This window comes from Prevotella fusca JCM 17724 (assembly GCF_001262015.1).
GTDB classification, from domain to species: Bacteria; Bacteroidota; Bacteroidia; order Bacteroidales; family Bacteroidaceae; genus Prevotella; species Prevotella fusca.
This window is the reverse complement of the sequence record NZ_CP012074.1, coordinates 1,333,621-1,360,345: the sequence shown is the minus strand read 5'-3', so window position 1 is coordinate 1,360,345 and position 26,725 is coordinate 1,333,621. Positions and strand designations below refer to the sequence as shown.

Below are 26,725 nucleotides of genomic sequence, written 5' to 3'. Positions count from 1 at the left end.
TACGCTTTTAAAAAGGGAAGATGAATATCTGAAATTAAATATCGTATAGAACTTTATGGAAGTTCTGAAGACATAATGACAACACTAATAATTAACTATAAAATATAAAGTAATATGAGAACTCTGCTATTATGCGTTATTGCGTTGTGCTCTCAGGTAATGAGTATGACAGCCCAAGTTATTGGACGAATTGAGTATCCCCACCGTGCTGATTATGAAAACCAGATTGTTCTGCCAGTAGAAGAAAAGGGGCTGGTTGTTCAGTCATTTGCTAAGGATTGCAAAGGAGACAAGCGATATTTTAAGACTGAGTTTTATTCAACGGCGATGAAACTGGTAAGTACTGATTCGGTATTGATTGACAAGGGAATGTATTTCTATTCGGATGTGGTTGAAGGCGGTGTGCTCTATACTGTCTTGCGTGAGAAGGATGGTACGTTTATGATTGTTGCTTTCAACCCTGCAACACGAAAAATAACCACTACAGATGGCGAATATACCCGAAAGGGAACAATGAGAAACCTGATTGTTGACAAAGGGGCTGTCATCTTCAGCTCAACGCAGAAGAAATTAGACCGCATCGGCATCATTGACCTGAAGACGGGTAATAGCCGTTTTGCTGATATCCACTTCCCGAAAGTGAAGGATAAGAATATCTTTGTTCTTGAAAACACCGTAATCGACAATACTATCTATGCACTGGTGAGGGTTGAGACCGACGTCTATCTGGTTCGTATGGATATGCAGGGCAATCAGTTAGGCGCAAACAATCTTACTGCTGACATTGCCGAACGTATCATCTCGGCATCGGTTTCAAAAGCTGGCAACAAGTTCTTTGTCACTGGAACTTACTCAAAGGCAAAGAAAGGTGGGGCAGAAGGTATCTTCTTCTCAGAGTTGAAAGACGATAGGTTTAATAATATCAAGTTCTACAACTTCTTGAAGCTAAAGAACTTTACGGAGTATATGAGCGACCGTAAGCAGGCGAAAATTGAACGCAAAAAGGAAAAGGCTGAGAAGGCAGGTAAGGAATATTCGCTTAAGTATCTGATGGCTTCGCACCGTATTATGACAGATGGTAAGGATTACTTCTATCTGGGTGAGGCATTTTATCCGGTTTACCGTACGACCTGGATTGGTAATACGACGGTGACAACCTTCGCCGGCTATAACTATACGCACGCTGTTCTGGCAAAGTTTGATGTTGCTGGTAATCTGCTATGGGATGAATGTTTCCCAATGGAGCCACGTATAATGCCGATGTATGTGAAGCGTTTTGTGTCAGCAAGTTTGAAGGGGAAGAACGTCAACCTGCTCTTTGCTGATAAGAACCGACTGGTTTCAAAACTCTTCAGAAATGCTGACGGGAATGTTATCCAGGACCGTACATCGGAGATTATGGAGACGGATAACGATGATGAGGATGTAAAGAAGATGCGTTATTCCAACTCTCAGCACTGGTATGGCGATAACTTCCTCGTCTATGGAACGCAGGTGGTGAAGAATGCAAAGACGGGTGAACGCCGTAAAGTGTTTGCTATTACAAAGTACACAATTAAGTAAAAGAGCTGTGAAGATGATGAAATACGTAGAGAAACGCTGTTTCTGCCAGTGGCTTCTGCTGCTTGTCTGCCTGCTTTGCGTTCCCCGCAGCGCACAGGCACAGGCGTGGGACGGAGAAGGTGATGTGAAAGTTTATGGCGGTTATGCCAATGTCGGGGGTAAGTCGGGCTTTGAGTTGGGAACTGATTATGCGCTCAGTGATTTTGTTTCTTTAGGCGGTCAGATAACTTATGTCTCCGTCAAAAAGCATGGTGATGGGGATAATAGTTTCCTGGTGGGCTATGACCTCAGCCTTATGGGTAATTATCATTGGTCGGAAGTGCTGAAGCTGCCATCTGTACTGGATATCTATACTGGTGCTTCTGTCGGCTTGCGGACGGGTGGTTTGCAGGCAGGTGTGCGCTATAACTTCAGTGAGACGTTCGGACTCTATGGGCAGGTGCGGCAAAACCTCTTCAAAACCTTCGGTGATGACGAGGATTATGGACCTATCTATCAAGGGAAGACAGCCCTCTCGCTGGGTATGACCATCACGTTCTGATGCTGTTTTTGTCTGCTGCTTCATTGTGATGACTTGAAGGGCAGGTGGGTGCAGGTTGGATGCAAATAAACAATAAAGGCTATCGGAGTGTCCGATAGCCTTTATTGGATAATAATAGTCTTTTTATTGATATTGACGGTTTCTGGCAATAATGTCTTTCGCTGGAATGCTAACAATATTACCGTTTTCATCACAATTAATGACAGATTCATTGTTGGCAGCTTTCTCTTTTAACAAGATTCGTTCTGACTCAATAAACCCCTCTTCAATCGTTTTCAAATAGGCTTCTATTTCTTTATTTGACATAACTTCTTATCTTTCTAAATTTTACTTTATTACTAATTCTGGTTCTTATACTATTCCCTCCGAAAGCTATGCGCTCTTTAGGCTGTATGCTGTTATCATATATTGACCATATATCAACCTTGTTCATAAACAAGTTGAACAGATTTGATAGTCCCAATAAATATCTTCTGTATATTATGTCTTTAGGAATGTTGTGTCCACCATATTCTTACTCTTTCAGTCACACGTATGCTTGCAAGCTCTGGTGATGGTAGCCAAAAGAATAAGAGATTGACTACGAATCCTCTTTGATGCGCCTTCTCTACGAGTTTAATATAGGAGCGAGTTGCAAGTGTTGTCTCAATAGAAAATGACTCATCTTTTCTTAAGAGGTAGTCTATTCGTTGAAGCATCAACCTTCCTGCTTCAATGGCTGCACCTTCAGGGTTGAGTGGTGACAATCCTTTTGCTATTTCATCGGCATTGACAAACTCCTTTACCAAAAGGGTCTTTGGTAATATTGTCATAGAAGCTGTTGTCTTTCCAGCCCCATTCCACCCTGCTATGATATATAAATGTTTTACCATTCGATGCAAAGATAATCTTTTCTTATGAATAAAGCAAGTCAGTTGATTTTTTATTAATTGTGTAGTATCATTTTTTACTTCTTTTATTTGTTGCAGAGAAATCGTTTCCTTAGTTCTAAGTTCTTTATTTATCTGTTCTTTTGTCGGATAGATAATAAGTGATAATAAAGGCAATGACAACCAAAGATAGTAGGTTGTCATTGCCTATATGTTATATGTATGAAAAGTTCAGATGCTTTATCTAACAGGTAAATGAACTGTTAAATAAGCCTCCTAAGTTTCAGAGGAATTAAAAACTGAGTACCATTGCCTGTCGCTGTCCCAATGGAATGTTCTTTGTCAGGTCTATGGTAGCACCTGTGAGGACATCAGTAGCGGTGGTGTGTGAGCCTATCACTTCGGCATATCGGGCTACGTCGACTTGGTTGTCAGCCTTCTTGCCATTGAGGATGGTGAGAACTGTCTTGCCATTATGTTGACGGGCAAGGACGTAAACACCATGGTGAGGTATGAATTGTGTCTGTGATCCGTTGATGATTACATCGTTGTTCTGTCGCCAATGGAGCAGGCGGCTGGTCCAGTCAAACATTGTATTCTCTGCTTTGGTACGGCCTTCACGTGTGAACTTGTTGACTTTATCGCCTGGGAAACCACCCGGGAAGTCCTGACGTACATTGCCATCTGTCTTCTCTTTTGTGCCATTCATCAGAATCTCCGTGCCATAGTAGAGCTGTGGAATACGTTTCATTGTCAGCAAGAGGGCGTATGCCTGCTTCAAAGTTGTTGAGTCCTTGCTATTGCCAAGGAAGCGGTCTGTATCGTGATTCTCGATGAATGCCATCACAGAAGATGGGTCTGTGTAGAGGTAATCATAACAAAGGGAATTGTAAATGCGGTTCCATCCCTTCCACCAGTCGTCTGTTTCCTCGTTCTTTGCCTGCGAAAGACGGTCGAAGAAGGCAAAGTCCATTACGGTTTTCAGATAGCTGTTGATGTCGGAGAGTTTGCTGTCTTTCTGCCAAGCTGCCGTGTAAGCTGGTTCTGTTACCCATGTTTCGCCAACGGTGTTGAAGTTAGGATATTCCTTATCGAGCACCTTCATCCATTCTGCCATTGCCTTCCGGTCGGCGTAAGGATAAGTATCCATACGAATTCCGTCGATGCCTACGGTCTCAATCCACCAGATAGAGTTCTGAATCAGATACTTGATTACGTGTGGATTGCGTTGGTTGAGGTCGGGCATTGACGATACGAACCATCCGTCAACAGTCTCTGCCATATCCACCTTGCTGGCGTATGGGTCGAGAACTGGGGTGAGCTTGTAGCTTGTCTGTAGCCCATAGTTAGGACTATTGAACCAGTCTTTTGAAGGATAGTCTTTGATAGTCTTGCCGTTCTCATCAATGCGTGTTCCCTTAGCCCAAGGATGATAGTCGCCACAATGGTTGAAAATCATATCCATAACCACCTTCAGTCCCTTCTTGTGGCATTCGTCAATGAGGGCTTTATATTCTTCGTTCGTGCCGAAGCGAGGGTCAACACGATAGTAGTCGGTTGTGGCGTAGCCGTGGTAGGTACTGTATTTGCCATCATCGGCAGGGCGGTCATTCTCCAATACAGGTGTGAACCAAAGGGCAGTAACACCAAGGTCGGTGAAGTAGTCGAGATGCTGACGGAGGCCTTCAAGGTCACCACCGTGGCGCAGACTTGGCTCGTTGCGGTTGCAAAGCTGGTCTTCCATTCCTTTGATTATGTCGTTCTTTGGATTACCGTTAGCGAAGCGGTCGGGCATCAGCATATAAAGAACATCCGAAATGTCGAAGCCTTTACGCTCTGCTCCAGCCATCTCACGTGCTTTCAGTTGGAATTTCTGTGTGGTCTTTTTACCATTCTTATTAGAGAAGGTAAGGACTATGTCACCTGGTTTTGCCCCTTTTAAGTTGAGATAAATAAGGAGATAATTAGGCGAATCGAGGCGTACAAGAGAGTCAATCTTTACATTAGGGTAGTCTACAGATACGTCTGCAAACTTGATATCCTTTCCATATACCATCAGCTGTAACGTCGGATCCTGCATGTCAGCGTACCAGTTGGTAGGGTCAATGCGGGTTACGTTGGGTGCAGCAGTGCGGTTATTGGCTTTCTTAGAACTTGCCGTACTATTATGAGCGGTCATAGGGCTTGATAAGAGAAGTAAGAATAAAAGAATCTTCCAGCCCTTTTGGAAGAGCGGAAGATTAGGATAGTTGGTTATTTCTTTGAGATTCATTATTAGGTAATTTGTTCTGCTGTGGTGTTGGAGTTATTGGGCTAATTAGGCTAATATGCCCAATGAGCCCAATCCCCTTGACTGCTATTAATAATCTGCTGAATGGTTAACACTCCTCCCTTTGAGGGAGAAGTGGGGAAGGATTTGGTTCCTTAATCGTGTAGGATAAGGGCAGACTGTCCGTCAACCATTACCTCTCCACCTTCCATTTCGCCTAATCCAGCTTCATTGACTTCGCCGTTTGCACATACGATTGTGTACTGTCCCTTAGGGATGTTGATGGTGCGAAGCTCCTTGTTGGCATTGAGGATGATGTAGATGTTCTTCCACTTGTCGCCGCCAGCATGGTCTTTCAGACGGAAGGCAATCAGGCAGTCCTGTACAGGAAGGAACTCAAGATGCTTGCGAACGAGGTCGGCTCTGCCCATTCGGAAGGCTGGATGTGCCTTGCGGAGGTTGATGAGTCCACTGTAATACTTGAATACCTGCGGATAAGTCTTGAGGTTGTTCCAGTCGAGGTGGTTGATACTGTCAGGTGAATTAAATGAGTTATGCACGCCCTTCTTGTTGCGAAGCATCTCTTCACCAGCGAGCATAAAGGGTACACCCTGTGATGTGAACACGGCTGTCTGGGCAAGAAGATTCAGACGAATCAGCTCATTCTCGTCGTATTCAGCTTCTGGAATGGAAGCCTTCAGACGGTCAACAAGGCACATATCATCGTGGCAGCTGACATAAGAAATCATCTGAGTGGGTTCAAGGGCATAAGGTTTCTTGGAATAGTTCACCTTTGAATAGTCTACCTGCGGATGGTCAATCATACCTGCAATACCTGCTTTCAAACTTTCTTCCAGACCTGTAACGCCACCAAGGAAACCGGGCTTATGGTCGTCAGAGAAAGGTCCACGCAATGCATCACGGATGTCATCAGAGAAGGCTGCGATGCCCGGCATCTGTGGAACAGCAGCTTTCATCGCCAGCTTCTCGTGTGGATAAGCACAAGAACCTGCACTCCATCCCTCGCCATAGACAAATATCTCAGGGGCGATGGCATTTAGTTCACGACGGATATCGTTCATTGTCTGGATGTCATGCACACCCATAAGGTCTACACGGAAACCATCAATGTGATACTCGTTCACCCAGTATTTCATTGACTCCAGCATATAATCATGCATCAAAGGACGCTCACTTGCTGTCTCATTGCCGCATCCCGAGCCGTTTGATGGCGTACCATCAGCATTGTATCGGTAGTAAGCCTTAGGGTAAGTGCGCTCAAAGTTGCTGTTTGCAAGGTCGAAAGTGTGGTTGTAAACAACGTCAAGGATAACTCTGATACCTGCCTTGTGCAATGCCTGCACCATCTGTTTGAACTCCATAATACGACGTGTCGGCAGGTTGGCATCATAGGAATAGCTACCCTCTGGTACGTTATAGTTCAATGGGTCATATCCCCAATTATACTGTGGCACGTCTGGCTTGGATTCATCTACCGATGCAAAGTCGAACGATGGGAGGATATGTACAGCGTTAACACCCAGTTTCTTCAAGTGGTCAATAGCCTTCTGCTCGGTCAGGGCGAGGTATTTACCCTTGTGCATCAAGCCCGATGAAGGGTCAATAGAGAAGTCACGGTGGTGCAACTCATAGATAACAAGGTCTGCCGGACTCTTGGTTGGTACGCGACGATCGTTCTCCCAGCCTGCCGGGTTGGTCTCCTTCATATCAATAACGGCACCACGACCGCCATTGCAGCCTACCGCTTTGGCAAAGACACCCGGTGTTTCACCACGTCCGATGTCGAATGTATAGAACTTACCTTTGAGGTCTCCCTTCACGGTTGCCGTCCAGGTGTTATCGCCATTGGGCATAAGTTTCACTTTCTTATAGGCTTTTCCACCTCGTCCTGCCTCATAAAGGCGGAGCGTTGGCTTAGAGGGAGCGTTGAGACGGAAAGTCGTCTCACTTGGAGAATAGGTCATCTCGTTGAATCGCTGCTGTGCTGCAACGTTCTGCGAGAATATGAAAGCAGCAACAGATGCTGCAAGTTTATATTTTATTTTCATTGGGTGTTGAATGTTAGGTGTTGGGTGTTGAATGATGGGTGATGGTGAATTGGATGATAGGTGTTGGGTGTTGAATGATGGGTGATGATGAATTGGGTGATAAGTGTTGGGTGTTGAATGATGGGTGATGATGAATTGGGTGATAGGTGTTGGGTGTTGAATGATGGGTGATGGTGAATTGGATGATAGGTGTTGGGTGTTGAATGATGGGTGATGGTGAATTGGGTGATGGTGAATTGGATGATAGGTGTTGGGTGTTGAATGATGGGTGATGATGAATTGGATGTTAGGTGTTGGGTGTTAGATATTAGGTGATGATGGACAGTTATAAAAATAATAATATCCATCATCACCTATTCTTGTTATCGACCAGCCTGATAGAGGAGGTCTGTTATCTGTTCGTTGAAAGCCTTGTTCTTCATCAGATCCTCGATGCTGACGTGCATACGGTAACGCCAGTAATGCTTTGGATTGGCCGGAACATTGATACGTTCGGCATCAGGGTCAGCCAAACGGAGTTCCTCGTCAATGCTCATCCAGTCCTGAATACCGAGGATGCAGAGCATGCTTGGCGATGTAAGGTGACGGCTTACGACGTCTCTTGCCAACCAACCTGGCAGTGGATGAGGTGCCGGACCACCACGATGAAGCATACTATTAAAGTAATCCTGCGTGCGTGCCCAGTCTTCATCCCACCACTGACGTAGTGTTGCCATATCGTGTGTAGAGATGGTGCTGACGCTGCGGTAAGGGTTTTCGCCAAGATGACCGAAGCGTACTTTAGGGTCCTTTGGCATACTCTGAATCTCAAGGCTGAGAATACGCAGCTCGTTCATCACCCACGCTACGCTGTCAGGAACCATTCCCAAGTCTTCCGCACAGACAAGCATACGGGTCGCATTTACCAACTTAGGCAACTTCTTCATTGCCTCCTGATACCAGAACTGGTTGTTGCGACGATAGTAGTAATCGTTGTAGAGCTTGTTGAATACAGCCTTGTCGCTGTCGTAGAGACTTTCGTAAATGAAGTCGAACTGTACGCAGATACGTGGATGGAAACGATTAGCATCCTTGTGGTCACGAACGAATAGAACATTACTAATCAATGCGTAAAGCCCGTCACGCAGCCAGATGTCAACGTCAGAGTTCTTACCAGCAAATGCCTTTTCAACCTTTCGCTGTGTATCATACTCCGGACGCATCTTGTATCTGTCGCCCCATACGTGTTCAACATACTTCTGTCGTACCTCATCAGCGTGCTCACGGAAGATGCGGTCGAGCACCCAGTCGGCAATAAACGGCTCTGTAAAGAGTTCCTCCTGCCAGTGCAGACCGTAGCCTTCAATCTCCTCACGGCTCATACCGAGTGATGGAGAGAACTGACCGAGTAGACCATGTACCGAATGAACTGGAATCTCCCAGATGCGGAAGAAGCCGAGAACGTGGTCGATGCGGTAAGCATCAAAGTACCGTGCCATGTTCTGGAAGCGGTTTACCCACCACTGGCAACCGTCCTTTATCATCTCATCCCAGTTGTAAGTAGGGAACCCCCAGTTCTGACCGTTTACCGAGAAGTCATCGGGTGGTGCACCTGCCTGACCGTTAAGGTTGAAGTAACGAGGTTCTGTCCATACGTCACAGCCATAGCGGTTGACACCGATAGGAATATCACCCTTGAGGATAATCTTATGTGCCTGTGCATATTCGTGCACTGCTTTCAGCTGAGTACTCAGCACGAACTGTACGTAATAGAAGAAAGCTACCTCTTTATAAGCCTTGTCCTTAGGGTTAGACAACGCCTTGCGGTCAGCCTCATCCCATTGCTTATGGTCAGCCCAGCGAGAGAAATCGGCTGTTCCGAACTTGTCTCTCATATATGAATACTGTGCGTATGGTACGAGCCAACTCTCCGTTTCAGCAAAGAATGTCTTGAAAGCAGTGCTTTCGAGCACCTTAGCACCTTCCTGTTCAAAGAGCAGACGGAGATATTCAGTCTTCGCATCGTTGACACGCTCATAATCAATCTGTGGCAGCGCATTGAGCTCTTTGCGCAGTGTCTCGAACTTCTCCTGCTGTTTCTTGTCCTTCAAAGCAGGCAATGCTGTAAGGTCAGCATACTGTGGATGGAGGGCAAAGATAGAGATACAGCTATACGGATAAGAGTCAGTCCAAGTGTGAGTGATGGTCGTATCATTGATGGGAAGAATCTGCAGCGCACGCTGGTTGGTCATGCTTACCCAGTCAACCATCTTTTTCAGGTCGCCAAAGTCGCCGATACCGAAGCTCGTCTGTGAACGGAGTGAGAATACCGGTACCAATGTTCCGGCAACACGGACAGCTGGAAGCGGGAAGGATGCCTCTGCCAACTCATATACAACGACATCGCCTTCATCCATTGTCGGCAATGTCAGCGTGCGGTTGTCGCTGTACTCCCATACAATGTTCTCGTTGCTGTCATTGCGTTTGATGAAGAATTTTACTTCTATCTGGTTGCCGGCAAGTTTCGTTCCATCCAAGGTGAGGCTCCACTCATTGATGTTGTGCTGTACCATCTTCAGTGCCTTCTTCACGTTCCATGCACCCAGTGCCGGCTCAGCGCCTACGAGATAAAGCTCGTCAGCATCGCCTAACTGTGGCGCACGCACTTTCAGCGTGACCGCCTTGTTGTAGTTGTTGAGCTTAGCCTTCATCAGCTTTTTCCCCACGACACAGTCGGTAATGGCAGAAGCGTAGAGGAAGGCATTGTCAGGAATATCGCTCCAGTGGTCGTAAACACGGTAGTTCAGACTCCGTTCGGTGTCAAAGTCCAGTCGATGGTTCGTTACTCCCCATTCTCTCCGTTCTTCATTGTCACCACGGAGAATACTGTAGAAGTAGTCAATCTGCGTCCCTGGCTTTGCGTCCTTCTTGACTTCCACCTCCCAGTGGTAGCCGTCAGCAGTGCGCATTCTATACTGTGAGGTCTCTGCGGCCCCGTTATGTCGACCCGTAATAACATTCAGGACAAGGTCTTGTCCGTAGTAGGTCTGATAGTCTATGTGAAACTGTATGTTCATAGAGTTGGGATAGTTATTTTTCGTCAAAGATAAGAATATTAATCAGAAAAAGCAATAGCCTTTCAAATGATTTAAATCAATTCTTGTGCAATCGTTTGCATGATGGTAAATTGTTGATAGTTCATGGCTAATAAACTATCACTCTATAAGTATAGATAAAACCTGCTTTGCGCTGCTTTCTGACGATATTTCGCTTGCGTGTCGGTGCTCAGCACCAATGGTGCGCACGCCAAGCACCATTCGTGCTGGGCTGTAGCACAGTCGTTAGAAATGGTAAACGAATTTTGTGATAGGGACTATAATATTTGTAAGTTGCGGATAGTGAATTCGTAGGAGGATGTTCATTAGCTGTTGAAACCTATTTGTTTGCATAGTTAATTACGCCTCTTTTCCATTGAACTCTCGATGGCTTATCATTTCTTTTCATGATGAAAAATTGGAAGATGATGTGGAATGGAATAATTAAGGCAAACAAAGGGCTCTTGCTTTTGGGGGGCGGTAAGAGGCGTGGACAACGTTGATAGAAAAGAAAAAGGTGTGCTGAAACGCTTTTCAGTACACCTTTTAAGTTCAGAGAGATTATAAAAAGGATTGTTTTCTTATTCAGTAGAACGGCGGTCCTTGATGATTCCAACGGAAAGTGCACCGAGGAAGAGGGCTACGCCAGCCAGAATCATCATGTTGCTCTGCACGGAGCCAACCATCTGAAGAAGAACGCCACCGACGGCTGCTGCGATAATCTGCGGGATGCAGATGGTTCCGTTGAAGAGTCCGAGGTAAGCTCCCATGTGTCCATAGCCCTCCAGTGCGTTCGTGACGAAGGTGAAGGGCATGGCAAGCATTGCTGCCCAGGCACATCCGATGAGGATGAACGGAATGAACATCATGTACTGGTCGTGTACGAAGGCTGCGAGGACAAAGCCGGCAGCACCCAAGACGAGGGAGAGTGCGTATGCCAGTTTGCGGTTCTTGAACTGTGGAAGAACCATTGCCCAGAGCACAGAGCCGATAGCCTGTACGGCAAACAGGATTCCCACCCAGTTGCCGGCCTCCTGATAACCTGTGGTGGTCGTGGCGTCAGCAGCAAACATGTCAACGCCCCAGCAGTTGGCAGCCACGGTTCCGTTGGTGTAGGTCCACATATACATAAAGGCAAACCAGCAGAAGAACTGTACCAGTCCCACCTTCCAAAAAGTAGACGGCGCATTCTTCAGAAGGGTAATCATACTTGCCTTCGATTCATTTTCAGCCTTCTTTACACTGTGGTATTCTGCATATTCCTGTGGTGGCATCTCCTTCACTTTGGCTGTTGTATAGAGCACGCATAGGATGAGGATGGCTGCACCGATATAGAAAGAATAGACCACAGAGTCGGGAATTACGCCTGATGGGGCCTGGTTTGAGATACCTAAGAAGGTGAAGAAGAACGGGAAGACGTAGCCGGCAATAGAGCCAGCATTGCAGAGGAAGCTCTGGATGGAGTAGGCGAGTGTCTTCTGCTTTTCGTTGACCATATCGCCCACCAGCATCTTAAATGGCTGCATAGCCATGTTGATGCTTGTGTCAAGGAACATCAATGAGATTAGTCCAAACACCATAGCTGTTGAGACAGCCATGCCGAACGAACCGGCATTGGGCAGCAGGCACATCACGAGAACGGCAACGGCTGCACCGACGAAGAGATAAGGGATGCGGCGGCCGAAGCGTGTCCACGTCTTGTCGGAGAGTGTTCCGACAATCGGCTGCACGACGATACCCATCAATGGCGGTAGTATCCAGAAATAGCTGAGCTTATGCGGGTCGGCACCTAATGTTGCAAAGATGCGGGAGATGTTTGCACTCTGCAGTGCGTAGGCAATCTGCACTCCGAAGAATCCGAAGCTGAGATTCCATAGTTGCCAGAAACTTAAATTAGGTTTTTGTTTCATTGTTATGTTGTATTTTAGAATTTTATTGGGTCATCAGGCTTATTTGCCTAATAAGGCTAATAGGGCTAATAAAGCTAATGTGGCAAATTGGGCAAATAAGGCTAATTAGCCCAATACCCTTCCTCTCTCCCGTTAGGCACTCACCTCCATCGGAGGGGCTGGGGAGGTTCTCATTTACCTTGTTGTCCCTCTGATAATCAGCCTTGTTCTCACCACCCGCTTCTCCACCTTGTCCTTTGGCAGCGTTCCTTCCACCTGGTCAATGAGGATGCTGGCAGCTTCTTCGCCTACGCGGATGCCTCGTTGTTCGACAGTCGTCAGCATCGGGTCACAGGCAATGGCACGCTGTCCGTTGGTGAAACCGCAGATTGAGACGTCTTCTGGGATATGGAATCCCATGCGTTTGCAGGAATAGAGGATGCCGATGGCAGTGTCGTCATTGACGGCAAAGAAAGCGTCAGGCGGTTGGGGGAGTCGCATCACATCAGGAGTGATAGTCTCTGCATCCGCTCTGTTGTCGCAGTTCTTAATCAACTGGTCGTCAGGTTGCATGCCATGCTTCAGCAAGGCGTCACGATACCCGTTGTAACGGTTCTTCCCGATTTCCATTGTCAGCGAAGTGCCGTAGTAGGCGATGCGCTTGCAGCCGGTTTCGATGAGATGTGTTACGGCAGCGTATGCACCCATATAGTCATCCACCACCACACGGCTGGCATTCACTCCAGTACTGATACGGTCGTAGAATACCAATGGAACGCCTTGGTCGATGAGCCTTTGGAAATGGTCGTACTTGGCAGTGTTCTTGGCTTGTGATACGATGATGCCGCATACCTTGCTCTCGGAGAAAGCCCGGCAGATGTTCACCTCGTTCTCATAGTTCTCCTGGCTTTGTGCTACCATGAGTCGGTAGCCACGCAATGAGGCTTCTTCCTCAATGCCGGAGAGGATTGACGAGAAGTAGAAGTGGTTAAGCTGGGGAATGATGACACCGATGATTTTGATGGGTTGCACCTTGCTTTTGCGCAGACTCTCAGCAATGATGTTAGGGAAGAAGTTATGTTCGCGCGCATACCTCTTTATTTCCTCGCGTTTCTCAGCAGAGATACGTGGGCTGTCCTTGAGTGCACGCGACACGGTAGCAACGGAGACGCCGAGGTCTCGTGCTATATCCTTCATCGTTATGCTGGTTGAGTCACTCATTCGATTTAGCTTTGTTTTTAGTCTGCTACTTGTTTTATAACGCAAATATACATATTTTTCACAAATTCTTTGACCTATGTCAATTCATTTATCTCATATTTATTTGTGCAATCGTTTGCGCAATATAAATAACGTTTTCAAAGCAAAAAAAGTACAAAGTAGCTTAAACTCAACTATCTTTGCATCAGATTAAGCCGTGAAACGGCTATTAACCTACCTTATAATAAAGCTAAACAGATATTACTTTAATCAATTTATAAATTACTTTAACAATAAAAAAGATGAAGCAGGTAAAATGCAAATTTCCTGTTAGGATGCTGACTTTATTATTAAGTCTGTTCCTTTCAGTCAGTGCCTTTGCGCAGTCTACTATTACTGGACAGGTGAAGGATGCTACTGGCGAGCCAGTCATTGGTGCTTCTGTCCTTATTAATGGGACAAGTAATGGTACTGTGACTGACCTTGATGGTAACTTCTCTGTCAACGTACAGCCAGGTGCTACTTTGACAATTTCTTACATTGGTTTCCAGAAACAACAGGTTGCTGCAACCAATGGTATGGTAATTACACTTCAGGAAGACCAGGCGCAGCAGATGAACGAGGTCGTTGTCATTGGTTATGGTGCAGTCAAGAAGAGTGACCTTACCGGTTCTGTGACAGCTCTGAAGCCTGATGGCAAGAACAAGGGTCTTGTTGTTAATGCGCAGGACATGCTCGCTGGTAAGGTTGCCGGTGTGAGTGTGACAAGCGACGGCGGTACTCCTGGTGGCGGTTCTAACATCCGTATCCGTGGTGGTTCGTCTCTGAATGCTTCTAACAACCCGTTGATTGTCATCGACGGTGTGGCTATGGACCAGACAGGCGTCAAGGGTGTAAGTAACCCTCTGTCTCTTGTAAACCCTCAGGATATTGAGTCTTTCAACGTTTTGAAGGATGCTTCTGCTACAGCTATCTATGGTTCTCGTGGTTCAAATGGTGTCATCATCATCACAACCAAGAAAGGACGCCGTGGCTTGCAGGTGTCTTATAACGGTAGCTTTACCGTTAGTACGAAGTCAAAGAACCTTGATGTGTTGTCAGCTGATGAGTATCGTAATCTCATAAAGGAGAAGTTCGGTACTGATTTGTACACCCTTGATTCTAATGGAAACAAAGTTCCAACAGCTTATTCTCGCCTTGGTAATGCCAATACTAACTGGCAGGATGAAATCTTCCGTACTGCTATCAGCCACGATCATAACGTAGCTGTATCTGGTCAGGCTGCTAACTGGTTGCCTTATCGTGTCAGTGCAGGATACACAAACCAGCAGGGTATCATCAAGACTTCTAACTTCGAGCGTTTCACGGGTGCGTTGACATTGAGCCCTTCTCTCTTGAACGATCACTTGAAAGTGACATTGAATGCTAAGGGAATGTGGACAAAGAACCGCTTTGCTGATGGTGAGGCTATCAAGGCCGCACGTCAGTTTGACCCGACACAGCCTGTATATGCGGCTGGATATGAGAAGTTCGGTGGCTACTACCAGTGGCTTGATGACGGTACAGCGCTTAATGACAGCAGCTGGCCAAAGACCTATTATAATCTGGCTACAAAGAACCCAGTGTCAATTCTCAACCTGAAGAACGACCGTGCTATCAGCCGCGACTTCCTCGGAAGTGCTGACATTGACTATAAGGTACATGGCTTTGAGGATCTCCGTCTCCACGTTACTGCAGGTCTTGATGTAGCAAAGGGACGTCAGGTAACGGATGTTGACCCAGCTTCTCCGCAGGCAATCTACTATGGTTCATACGGATGGGAAACACAGTTGAAGCGCAATATGCAGCTCTCTGCTTACGCTCAGTACTACCATGACTTCAACGACAAGGCAAAGAACCACTTTGATATTATGGCAGGTTATGAGTGGGCTCACTTCTGGCATAACACCAAAAACGCTTACTGGAGCTACTATCCAAAGACCAATAATGATGCAAATCTTGCTGGGAAACAACGTAACTATGCTCCTTATTATTATGCAACAGAGAACTATCTCGTGTCATTCTTCGGTCGTGCAAACTGGTCTTTGATGGATGGTCGTTACATGGTAACAGCAACAGTACGTGATGATGGTTCTTCACGTTTCCAGGATCACTGGGCTGTATTCCCTTCTTTCGCTTTCGCATGGCGTATCAATGAAGAGAATATGTTTAAGAAGATTGACTGGCTGTCAGACCTGAAGCTGCGTCTCAGCTGGGGTATGACAGGTCAGCAGGAAGGTATCGGCGACTACAACTACTTCGCCGTATATGAAATGAATACTGGTAACGAATCTTACTATCCACTTACCGGTGACGGTTCTCTGGCTCGTCCAAAGGCATACGACCCAAGTCTGAAGTGGGAGACAACCACCTCTTATAATATAGGACTTGACTGGGGTATTCTCAAGCAGCGTCTTACTGGTACCATCGACTGGTATTACCGCAAGACCAACGACCTCCTTAACACAGCAGATGTGTCAGCAGGTTCTAACTTCCGTAATAAGGTGATGACCAACATCGGTTCAATGTTCAATACAGGTGTGGAGACAAGTATCCACTGGCTGGCAGTGAATGCCAAGGACTTCAACTGGACAATGGATTACAACTTCACCTATAACTATAACAAGATTACCAAGCTCAACGGTGGCGACAATCCTAACTATTTCGTACCTACAGGCGGTATCTCTGCCGGTACAGGTGGTAATATCCAGGCACAGCACGTAGGCAATACAATCAACTCTTTCCACGTATTCCAGCAGGCATACGACAAGAACGGAAAGGCGTTGGAGGGTGTTGTTGTTGACCGCAATGGCGACGGCAAGATTACCGATGATGATAAGTATTACTACAAGGCACCTGCTGCTCCAGTAACGATGGGCTTCGCTTCTCGTTTCGAGTACCGTAACTGGGACCTCGGCTTTGCGCTCCGTGCAAGTCTTGGCAACTATGTTTACAACGATACTTATGCAAGCTCTTCCAATATGTCAAATTCAGAACTGTATGTAAAGAGCAAGTATCTCGTGAACCGTCCTTCAGATGTACTGGCTGACAACTGGCGTTCATACGACCCTACATCAACACAGACTGACTACTGGGTTCAGAATGCTTCTTTCCTGAAGATGGACAACGTAACCTTGGGTTACAGCTTCGCTAACCTTCTCAAGCAGGGTTCATGGAACGGTATCTCTGGTCGTGTTTACGGAACAGTCAACAACGTGTTCTGTCTCACCAAGTATAAAGGTCTTGATCCAGAGGTGTTCAACGGTATTGACAACAATCTCTACCCACGTCCAATCTCATTCATCCTGGGTCTGAATCTGAATTTCTAAATCTATTAAAGAGTAAAGACAATGAATACTAAATTCAAATATATATTCTCTGCAGCAGCACTTCTGCTGTCAGTAGGATTTACCTCTTGTACTGGTGATTTGGATGTCAAGCCTATTGACCCAAACCTTAATACAAGGGAGAATACATCACCAGAAAGCTCATTCAATAAGTGCTATGCCCACATTGCCATGGCTGGTAACGGTGGTGCCAACGGCGACAGCGATGTTGATGGTATCGATGGTGGTACAAGTGGTTACGTGCGTCAGCTGTTCAATACGCAGGAACTGACGACTGATGAGGCTATCTGTTCGTGGGGTGACGAGGGTATCTCTAACTTCAACTTCAATACCTACGATGCATCACACCCAATGTTGAATGGTTTTTATAACCGTCTCTATGTCGGTATAACGTACTGTAACCAATATCTTGCTGACTTTGGTGACTACAATGCTACGATGTCAGCTGAGGTTCGTTTCATCCGTGCCTTGAACTATTATTATCTGTTGGACGGATGGGGCAATGTACCTTTCACAACTGCTATCTCTTCTTCAAAGCCACCACGTATCAAGCGTGCTGACCTTTACAAGTGGCTCGTTGATGAGTTGAAGAACGAGGTTGAGCCTAATCTGAACGACCCAGCACCAAAGACTTCAGCTACTACCGGCTATGGTCGTGTTGACAAGGCTGCAGCATGGATGCTTCTGGCTCGTCTTTATATGAATGCTGAGGTCTATACTGGTACAGCAGACTGGGCTGATGCTAAGACGTACGCAAAGAAGGTTATTGACTCTCCTTACAAGCTCTATACTGCTAAGAAGGGACAGTGGAGTGCTTACCAGCAGCTCTTCATGGGCGATAACGGTGAGAATGGTGCTTCTGTTGAGGCTGTATTCCCAATCCTCCAGGATGGTCTGAAGACTACATCATACGGAACAACACTCTATCTCATGGCAGGTTCAAACGATAACAGCGAGCATATAAAAGATGCTACTGTCAAGGGTAACAATACGACTGGTGGCTGGGCTGGTAACCGCATGCGTTCAGACCTCGTGTTGAAGTTCTTCCCTAACAACGATGCTCCTAATATTGCAGCTTACGCTATGCCTGCAGCTGCTGATGACGACCGTGCTCTCTTTGATGGTGAAGGTCGTAATGTTACCAATGGTGACGATGAGAAAGGAGTGAAGTTGTTTACTAACGGATTCTCTGTTTGTAAGTTCAATAACTTCAAGACAGACGGCTCTGCGGGTCATAATGCACTCTTCCCTGATGCTGACTTCTTCCTCATGCGTGCTGCTGAGGCTTACCTGATAGCTGCTGAGGCTGATGCACGACTGAACGGTGGTAGGACATCAGCAGAGGGTACTTCCTATGTCAACGCACTCCGTAACCGTGCTCATGCCACAACGCAGACTGCTTACTCTCTCCGTCAGATCTGTGACGAGTGGAGCCGTGAGTTCTACTTTGAGGGCTTACGTCGTACAACGCTTATCCGTTTCGGTTACTTCGGTGGTAATGTCAACTACAACTGGAGTTGGAAAGGCGGCGTGAAGAACGGTCGTAACTTCGATTCTCACCTCAATATCTTCCCGATTCCGACAAGTGACATGACTGCCAATGCAGAGAACTTGATTCAGAATCCAGGGTATTAATTGAGGTGGAATCAATGACCGACAAGCTCGGTTGATACTGTGGTTTAACCTCCCGGATATCATCTGTGGCAAATTCTTTTCATGAAAATAATTATTTTTCTTCGTGAAAATAAATATTTTTCTTCATGAAAATAAATATTTTTCTTCATGAAAATAAATATTTCTTTTCGTGAAAAGAATTAGCCGACAAGCCCCTGGCATGGCATCAGTCGTGGTTTTACGGGGTTGAACTTGTAGCTTGGAAGTCATCGGAAACATGTACTACTGAATAATAGAAAGTAAACGATTAAAGAATAATCAATATGAAATCAATAATTAAGTCATCGTTGCTGTTGTTTGCAGGTGTGGCGTTGTTCTCTGCCTGCGACAAGGACCTGGACAATAATCCAGTCCTTCAGACACCAGAGACATTTGTGCTGAACACACCAGCTTACGCTGCACAGACAATAGATCTGAAGGTTGCTGAAAACCTGAACTTCACATGGTCGCAGCCTGAATATGGTTTCCCTGTAGCCGCTGAATACGGTATGCAGTTCTCTACCACCAACAAGTGGACAAAGTCTGTCGACGCTGTTGTTGATATGGATGCTGAGCGTGGCAACTATGCATCTGTCGGTTCGCCGACAGGAACCTGCTCTACCTCTGTTTCTGCATCCGACCTTGCTACTGCCATTGAGAAGATGGAACGCTATGAGGAGAACAATGTTCCTTCTGCGCAGGACCTTTATGCACGTGTTTATTCATTGATAAATGGTGATACCATCTACTCTAACCCTGTAAAGGTAAGTGTAGCTCCTTATTATGTAGAGCTCTCTGATGCCCCTGTTGAGACCTGGTATCTCATCGGAGGATCATTCGGAGACGGCTCTTGGGGCGACAGTCAGGTAGTTCCATTGCTGCCGATGGAAGGTCAGGAGTATGACAAGAAGACCGGTAAGGGTGTCATCTCCTGGACGGGTTATCTGTCAACAACCGGCTTCAAGCTGAAGAAGAATCCTTCAAACTGGGATGACGGTCAGGTCGGTCAGGGCGCAAGTTTCGGAGAATTTGTATATAATAACGGTGGTTCTTCCGATATCGTTGTGCCGACAGCTGGCTATTATACAATCACCTTCGATACCAAGAATACGAAGCTGAAGATAGAGGCTTATACGGGTGCTGCACCTGAAGTCTATGCTTCCATGGCTCTGCCTGGCAAGCATGATGGCTGGAACGCTGCCGGCGGTACACCACTGGCTGCCCAGACTACGGTTGTTGAGAACCACGACTGGAAGGCTACCGTAACCTTCGACGAGAAGTCTACTGGTGCTGATGGTGAGGGCTGCAAGTTCGCTGCTAACGGTGCTTGGGATGCAAACTGGGGTTCTGAAGCATTCCCATACGGCGTTGCTGCCAAGGGTGGAAAGAACGTCCGCAATGGCAAGGGTACCTACGTTGTTTACTTCAACGACATCACTGGACAGTACTCTTTCGTAAAGCAGTAATTTATTAAAGATGATTATAGAGGGTGTGTCAGCAGGCACAACCAGCATGGCACACCCTCATCACATAACAAGAAGAATCGAAATGAAGAAATTATTAATCATGGCAAGTGCCGCATTGCTCCTTGCGTCCTGCGGTAGCGATGAATATGAAGCATGGTCTGCTCCACAGAGTAACAGCGCAGAGACTACCAGTACGGTGACGTTGACTGTAGGTGAAGCATCTGCCATCGACTTCAATACGGTGACAGCTGACTCTGTCCAGCTGTTTGTTCCGAAGGTGGTTTCAACACATCCTGTTGCTTCTCAGTCGTTGACCGCTTTGCTTACTTATAACGGCAAGACGGCAACACTCAATGCAAGTGAGAGCGGTAAGGTGAAGAGTACAGAACTTGTTTCTGCCGTAGAGAACCTTTATGGCAAGAATGGCGACCTGCATAAGGTGGCAGTGACTGTGACGGACAAGGTGAAACTGGTTCGTGGTGAGGGCTTCAGCCTTACACAGAATGTTACTGCAAGTGTGACCTGTGTTGCACCAGCTTTCACGCAGTATCTTTACATGTCAGGCGATGCTAACGGCTGGTCGTTCAGCAATCCGCTTTATAGCGCAGCTGGTGACGGCAAGTACACTGGCTTTATGTATCTCAACCAGAATGGCTTTAAGTTCGCAACCCAGCAGGACTGGAACGGTACTGACTATGGTACAGGTCTCGTAGAGAAAGGTAGCAACATCGTGATGACTGAACCAGCAGGCTTCTATAAGGTTGATGTTGACCTCACATCACAGGCACTTACCTATACTGCTATTAACCGTGTCGGTGTCATCGGTTCTGCAACAGCAGGCGGATGGGACAGCGATCAGGCAATGACCTACAATGCTGCAGAGAAGTGTTGGGAGATTAAGGGCATCACACTGACCGAAGGCGAGATGAAGTTCCGTGCCAACAACGCCTGGGAATTAGACTGGGGTGGCTCGTTAGCTGATATCACTTACAAGGGTGATAACATTAAGGTTGCTGCTGGTAAGTACAACATCAAGCTCTATCTCTTGTGTGATACGAAGTCTTCTTGCACAATGGAAGTAGCTCCGTAAATACTGAAACTAAATTAAATGACGAGGGTGTGCCGGCGTAAAGTCCGACACACCCTTTCTTTTTGTACTGACAGCAAGGCGAAGGAATTGCAGGGGAGCATCTTTCCCTTTTCTTTATTGTGCGTGCAAACGATTGCACTGTAAATAATGCAGATACTCAGTTCATTACAGGTCTTGTGTTTGTTTAATTACTATCTTTGCAAGCATAGACTGTAAAAGACTAAAAAAGAAATCTATATGAAACGTAAACTCGTGTTTTTATATGCCTTAGGACTCTCCCTCTGCACTATGGCACAGGGCTGGCCTGCTGGTTATGGCGGTGTGATGCTGCAAGGTTTTTATTGGGATTCATTCGATGCGTCCCAGTGGACAGTATTGGAAAAGAAAGCCGATGACTTCTCCGGCTACTTTGACCTTGTATGGGTTCCGCAGAGTGGTAAAGCCGCCGCAACGAAGTCAATGGGCTATGACCCGCTCTATTACTTCAATCAGAACTCTACGTTTGGTACGGAAGCGCAGTTGAGAAGCATGATAACTACTTTCAAGAACAAGCAGGTCGGCACGATTGCCGATGTGGTTATCAACCATCATGGAACGAACAATGGATGGTTTGGTTTCCCTGCTGAAGAGTATAAGGGTGTGACTTATCAGAACCTGTCGACGGATGTTTGCGCTAATGATGACAATGGTGCAGCGGCTGCAGAAGCGTCCCGGATAGGTGTTCAGCTCAGTAAGAACAATGACGAGGGAGAAGGTTGGGGAGGCATGCGTGACCTTGACCACAAGAGCACTAACGTGCAGAACATTGTGAAGGCATACGAGGATTACCTGCTCAATGACCTTGGTTATGCTGGTTTCCGTTATGATATGGTGAAGGGATTTGGCGCTTATCATGTGGGTGATTATAATACTGCAGCCAACGTGAAATACTCTGTCGGCGAGTACTGGGACGGCAATGCGAATAATGTAAAGGGATGGATAGATGCTACAGGTAAGAAGAGTGCTGCCTTCGACTTTGCTTTCCGTTATACTGTTCGTGATGCCATCAATCAGAATAACTGGAGTATGCTCAACGAATCCAATACTACAGGCATCAATGTTGATAATGGTGCTTATAAGCAGTATGCCGTTACCTTTGTTGAGAATCACGATGTACAGGACAGAGGAACGACCAATGGTTACACTCCTGACCCTATCCGCAGGGATACACTTGCAGCCAATGCCTACTTGTTGGCAATGCCTGGAACGCCTTGTGTGTTCTATACCCATTACCTTGCCTATCCAAAGGAGATAAAGGCAATGATTGATGCCCGTAAGCTGGCTGGTGTAACGAATACGAGCAGTTATCAGAACTATCGTTCTTCTGCTGGCTATTATGCGAATGTTGTTACGGGTACGAACGGCAAGCTGCTGGTGGTTGTGGGTAGCAACGCAAACCAACTGGCAGTTCCGACTTCACGTTATACAAAGTTGTTGAGTGGCTATCACTATGCTTATTATCTTGCTTCAGATGCAGAGACGGCTTGGGTTGATAAGGCGAGTGGAGCGTATGAAGGTGAGAATTTAAAGGTTAAACTAACTGCTGTATCTACCAATGCTGGGGCTAAACTTGTTTATACAACGAATGGCACAACACCTGCGGCAAGCAGCACACAGGTGGCTTCGGGTACGGAGATAACCCTCCCTGAGGGAGAAACAACTTTGAAGGTGGCATTGCTGGTCAATGGTGTCGTGGGTAAGGTTATCACTCGCAGCTATAAGATAGCTGCTGCAGCTCCTTACACGCCAGAGACGATTCGTGTCTATGTGAATACTGATGAGGTGAATTGGAAGTCATACGTGAACTATCACTCATGGGGCGGTACGCATACTGGTACAGCATGGCCCGGCGATAAGGTTACTGCGACAGTATCCGTAAACGGCAAGACCTGGTTCTATAAGGATTATACACTCAATAATGCTGATGACTATGTGAACTTCGTGTTCAGCATAGGTACGGCAGCAAATGCAGGTGCCAATCAGTCTTTGGATGTAGAGCGTGTGAAGCGGACATCTTATTTTATTGTTTCGTCTGCAAAAGAGAACGGGAAATTTACGGTCAGGGATGTAACTGAAGCAACAGGTATTGAAGGCGTTGAGACTGATTCAAAGCTCCGTACGGCCGACAGGTATTATTACACACTCTCTGGTCAGCGACTCAGCGGTAAGCCTGTGCAGCGTGGGGTATATATCCACGCAGGCAGGAAAATCATTATCAGATAAGGCGATGCGCAGCCCTGTGCTGCATGTCTCAAGGATATTCTACTACTCAAATAATAACTTTGATAGACTAAAGAGAAAGGCGGGCAGAATTCTGTCCGCCTTTCTCTTTATATCATGAAGGATGTATTAAAGAATGTAAAAACTGTAATAATTACAAGTATAAGGCTTGTTTCTTTCGGAAAATAATTCTATCTTTGCACTCACAACATTAAGAATTAATTTATTATGGCAAAAAGAAACGAATTATATAAGTGCGCAGAGTGTGGTAACATCGTTGAGGTATTGGTAGGCGGTGAATGTGGAGTAGGAAAGATGGAGCACGTAGTTGAAAATACTACTGACGCTGCAACAGAGAAGCACGTGCCAGTTGTTGAGAAAATTGAAGGTGGCTACCGTGTAACCGTAGGTGAGGTTGAGCACCCGATGACTGAGGCTCACTCTATCCTTTGGATTGAGTTAGTAACCAATAACAACGAGGTTCTCCGTAAGTATCTCGAGCCGACAGACCGTCCGGTAGCTGAGTTCAAGACTGATGCAACTGAGGTTTATGCACGTGAATACTGCAACCTCCATGGTCTTTGGCGTTCAAAATAAGAACAGAATTTCAAACTGACATATAATAATTATTATGGGTGCATGTGTCTCCTTGAGCAGGAGTCCATGTGCCCTTTTTCGGTTTTCTTCCTATTTTTCTTATGCTTTTCTCTTTAGCAAAAGTATATCTTTAACACGCCAGCAGCTTCCCCATCTTATCCAATACACTGACATTATCAAATTCTTTTCACGATGATAAATATTTATTTTCATGAAAATAAATATTTATGTTCATGAAGAAAAATATTTCTTTTCATGAAAAGAAATTATAACTTGACATCTATAAGAACTGTTTTGCTGTGTTTTTTCTGTCTTATGAGCTACTCTTTTTACTTTCAATCGTTGTATCTTTTATCTTATTCCCTACTTATCTTATCTACCTACTTATGAAGTTTGAGAGCCTGTAGAAAGGATAGATGATGGCGAAAATTCTTTTTAGAATAAAGAAAGAGATAAAAGAGCTGGTGAACTATCACGTCAGTAATGTGTCCATTCTTATTTTTAGTTTATACCAGAAAGCAGTATGAAGAAAAGGAAAAAATAAAAGAACCTGGCGTTTTGCCAGATTCTTTTCAAAGAGAAAACAATGAATGTAAAACCTTGGATGGGAAAATGTATATACATCCATATCCCCGCAGCGGTTTTATGGTCTTTCATTCAGTTTGGTTACAGACTGCTGATGTTTTGACAGCAGTCTGTATGGAAGATAGTTTACTTGTGGAACTTCAGATTCTCTATTCCGAAGGTCAATGTCACATCTCCTGTCGTGTCACGCAGGTTCAGAGGATTCTTCGCTGTGTCGTAAAGTTTGTTTACGCCTCCTTGTCCCAGTTTCTTTCCTTCTCTCACCAGGGTCTCGAACAGAGGAACTTCAAAGGTGTATTTTTCCTTGAAACCATCACTCCTTTTTCCTCTTTCAAATACGACAAGGATCTTTTCTCCGCTTTTGTAGTTCGGGAAATTGTGGCGTATGCGTCTGCTCCAACGGTCGAAGAAGAATTCTGTCCGCTGCTTAGCATCATTGCCAAACTGTATGAAGCCCCTTCCTGCATCGAGTTTCTGACCTGACAATGATTTCAGTTCGTCCAAAACAATCAGGTCGAAGCTGATATGTGAGAACTCACCTGCATAAGGGTCATTCTTGGTGTATTTGGAATAAATTACCGTCTTGAATGTACGGTTGGTTCCGAGTTCCTTCAGCTTGTAGGCAATCGGAGCACCGGGATTTTCAGTACTCAGGCGTGCACCTTCGCCGATGAACTTCTTAACATCCTCCAGATTGATGGCTGCCAGCGCACCAAGTTTGGCATCACCACCAAGGACACGTCCCTTGATAGTTGACTCTTTCAGCAGGTCCTGATAAGCAGCCTCTGCGTTTGCGCCAATCTTTCCACCCAGCACAGACGCTTGTAGCTTTGCTTCAGCCTCTTTCTTAGTCATGTTCGTCTCAATACCCAAGAGGAGAATTCGTCCGTATTTTACAGAAGAAACAAATAACGGCTTCTCGTTTCCAAACTCTTTCTTGTAGTCAAATTCCTTGGCAAAAAGGTCGGATGGCTTTTTAGGAAGGTCAATGCTAAGCTCATAGAATACCTGCTGCACTTTCACAAGAAAACGGTTCTTTTCCTTGTCAAAGCTGAATCCAGCACTTGCCTCCACAGTGTTAGCAGCACCCTTGTAGTTGCCGCCCATTGCCATTTTGAGGTGTGCTTTGTCGTAAACTTCCTCAATTGAATAGGTGAGGTTGGCTGCAGGAGCGTTGAAGCCACGGCTAAGTAACTCGTTGATTCCTTTTCTCACGCCTGAAAGGGTGGGGTTCTCTATCCTGACTGTTGGGTCAGAACTGCCGGGAAGATCAGTGGAAAGGACTATCGGAGCACGTTCTGCCTCAATAGGGTCGTACTCTCCTTCAACCACACTCTTCGCCCGAAGCAGTGCGCCTGGATAGAAAACGTTTTTATCATCTGAGAAGAGAAGCTGTTCCTCAAACTCTTTTGCCTGCTCGTAGAATTCCTTTGTAGCTCCTGCTCTTGTACTTGCAAGTGGAGATATGAGAGAGATTGTCTTCGCTTCACCGGCTTTTCTCTCAGCGAAAGGTTCTATCTGTTTTACCGAAGGCATGGAATGAACATACGAATTGATTGCTGTTGGGAAAGCTCCATTTCCCGTGTTTGTTCCCAAATCTCCGTCTTTGTCATTGGTACATGCGCCCAAGAGGATGGGGAACATAAGCATTAGTTCTTTTCTTAACTTTAATTTCTTCATTTTGTTTGTTGATTAGTTGAGAGTTATACTTCTATATTATTAATTGTATGTTTTACCTTATTAAATGCGTTTTTTGAAGAACCTTGCCTCGAGGTCAGTGTAATTAAATTTCTTTAACATAATTCATTCTGGTACACGTAAGTGATGTTTGTCTTTTTTTGAAGTATTAAAACAAGGTTAAGATGGACCAAAAGGCTGTGCTATAAGTATGTGAAAGTTGGCTGTTAACAGCTCCTTTATTCCGTTACTTACAGGTAGATGTAAATCTTTTTCATACATCTTGAAATCAATACATGGTCTTTTGGCTTTGAAAAGACGCCCTGTTAGGGTTCAAAAGATGCTCTTTTGGCGTGTTACTAACGCCCTTTTGAAGTCCAATTAAGCACCTTTTCTTGCACGACGTTATAACTGATTGATTTTCTGTTGGTTGTAAACTTGCTTTTTATAGGTGTCTTTATCTTTGTTTATAGGTGTTTTGTTTAAATATATGTAAGTTTTTTTGAAGTCTTATCGGCATCTTGAAATATAAGAACAA

Annotated in this window: 15 protein-coding genes and 1 pseudogene; 8 read left to right on the top strand and 8 right to left on the bottom strand. The window is 45.6% G+C overall.

The genetic code is table 11. From position 1 onward, the window contains the following. Positions 1–114: 114 nt before the first annotated feature. Together ADJ77_RS05610 and ADJ77_RS05605 are read left to right on the top strand one after the other, a co-directional pair. Complete coding sequence (locus ADJ77_RS05610) at positions 115–1,563, top strand: hypothetical protein (RefSeq protein ID WP_050696120.1); 1,449 nt, start codon at positions 115–117, stop codon at positions 1,561–1,563. A gap of 13 nt (positions 1,564–1,576) precedes the next feature. Beyond that, on the top strand, positions 1,577–2,104 hold the full coding sequence (locus tag ADJ77_RS05605; protein WP_025079196.1) for a DUF6646 family protein: 528 nt from the start codon (positions 1,577–1,579) through the stop codon (positions 2,102–2,104). A gap of 123 nt (positions 2,105–2,227) precedes the next feature. Here the strand turns inward: ADJ77_RS05605 and ADJ77_RS05600 are convergent, their stop codons facing one another. The 7 genes and pseudogenes from ADJ77_RS05600 to ADJ77_RS05570 all read right to left on the bottom strand — a co-directional run bounded on the left by ADJ77_RS05600 (position 2,228) and on the right by ADJ77_RS05570 (position 13,495). Beyond that, entirely contained in the window at positions 2,228–2,410 is a 183-nt protein-coding gene (locus tag ADJ77_RS05600; protein ID WP_025079195.1) for a hypothetical protein, read from the bottom strand. Continuing rightward, positions 2,400–2,976, bottom strand: a pseudogene (locus tag ADJ77_RS05595) (zeta toxin family protein). The gene ADJ77_RS05600 and the pseudogene ADJ77_RS05595 overlap by 11 nt, the downstream one beginning before the upstream one ends. A 289-nt stretch (positions 2,977–3,265) precedes the next feature. After that, positions 3,266–5,245 (bottom strand): glycoside hydrolase family 13 protein, encoded by a 1,980-nt coding sequence (locus ADJ77_RS05590; RefSeq protein WP_050696119.1) that lies wholly within the window; start codon positions 5,243–5,245, stop codon positions 3,266–3,268. A gap of 152 nt (positions 5,246–5,397) precedes the next feature. Next, positions 5,398–7,311, bottom strand: coding sequence for a type I pullulanase (gene pulA, locus ADJ77_RS05585; RefSeq protein WP_050696118.1), 1,914 nt, complete (start codon positions 7,309–7,311; stop codon positions 5,398–5,400). Between the two features lie 362 nt (positions 7,312–7,673). Then, complete coding sequence (locus ADJ77_RS05580; RefSeq protein WP_050696117.1) at positions 7,674–10,367, bottom strand: 4-alpha-glucanotransferase; 2,694 nt, start codon at positions 10,365–10,367, stop codon at positions 7,674–7,676. Positions 10,368–10,966: 599 nt separating this feature from the next. Continuing rightward, entirely contained in the window at positions 10,967–12,295 is a 1,329-nt protein-coding gene (locus tag ADJ77_RS05575; protein WP_025077833.1) for an MFS transporter, read from the bottom strand. Between the two features lie 174 nt (positions 12,296–12,469). Beyond that, a complete protein-coding gene (locus ADJ77_RS05570) occupies positions 12,470–13,495 on the bottom strand; it encodes a LacI family DNA-binding transcriptional regulator (protein ID WP_025077834.1) in 1,026 nt (341 codons plus the stop codon). Between the two features lie 281 nt (positions 13,496–13,776). Here ADJ77_RS05570 and ADJ77_RS05565 point away from each other — a divergent pair, with 281 nt between their 5' ends. From ADJ77_RS05565 to ADJ77_RS05540, 6 genes are all read left to right on the top strand, one after another. After that, positions 13,777–16,842 carry a SusC/RagA family TonB-linked outer membrane protein gene (locus ADJ77_RS05565; protein WP_025077835.1) on the top strand — a complete coding sequence of 1,022 codons (3,066 nt, stop codon included), beginning with the start codon at positions 13,777–13,779 and terminating at the stop codon, positions 16,840–16,842. A 21-nt stretch (positions 16,843–16,863) separates the two neighbouring features. After that, on the top strand, positions 16,864–18,495 hold the full coding sequence (locus tag ADJ77_RS05560) for a RagB/SusD family nutrient uptake outer membrane protein (protein ID WP_025077836.1): 1,632 nt from the start codon (positions 16,864–16,866) through the stop codon (positions 18,493–18,495). 302 nt (positions 18,496–18,797) lie between these two features. After that, positions 18,798–19,979, top strand: a complete 1,182-nt coding sequence (locus ADJ77_RS05555) for a SusE domain-containing protein (RefSeq protein WP_025077837.1) — start codon at positions 18,798–18,800, stop codon at positions 19,977–19,979. Positions 19,980–20,061: 82 nt separating this feature from the next. After that, positions 20,062–21,069, top strand: a complete 1,008-nt coding sequence (locus ADJ77_RS05550) for an Outer membrane protein SusF domain-containing protein (protein WP_025077838.1) — start codon at positions 20,062–20,064, stop codon at positions 21,067–21,069. A 288-nt stretch (positions 21,070–21,357) separates the two neighbouring features. Then, entirely contained in the window at positions 21,358–23,331 is a 1,974-nt protein-coding gene (locus ADJ77_RS05545) for an alpha-amylase family glycosyl hydrolase (protein WP_208595988.1), read from the top strand. Between the two features lie 225 nt (positions 23,332–23,556). Further along, the gene (locus ADJ77_RS05540) at positions 23,557–23,925 is read left to right on the top strand and encodes a desulfoferrodoxin family protein (protein WP_025077839.1); all 369 of its coding nucleotides are present in this window, start codon (positions 23,557–23,559) and stop codon (positions 23,923–23,925) included. Positions 23,926–24,636: 711 nt separating this feature from the next. Here ADJ77_RS05540 and ADJ77_RS05535 read toward each other — a convergent pair. Then, positions 24,637–26,190 carry a thiol-activated cytolysin family protein gene (locus ADJ77_RS05535; RefSeq protein ID WP_025077840.1) on the bottom strand — a complete coding sequence of 518 codons (1,554 nt, stop codon included), beginning with the start codon at positions 26,188–26,190 and terminating at the stop codon, positions 24,637–24,639. Between the last annotated feature and the right edge of the window lie 535 nt (positions 26,191–26,725).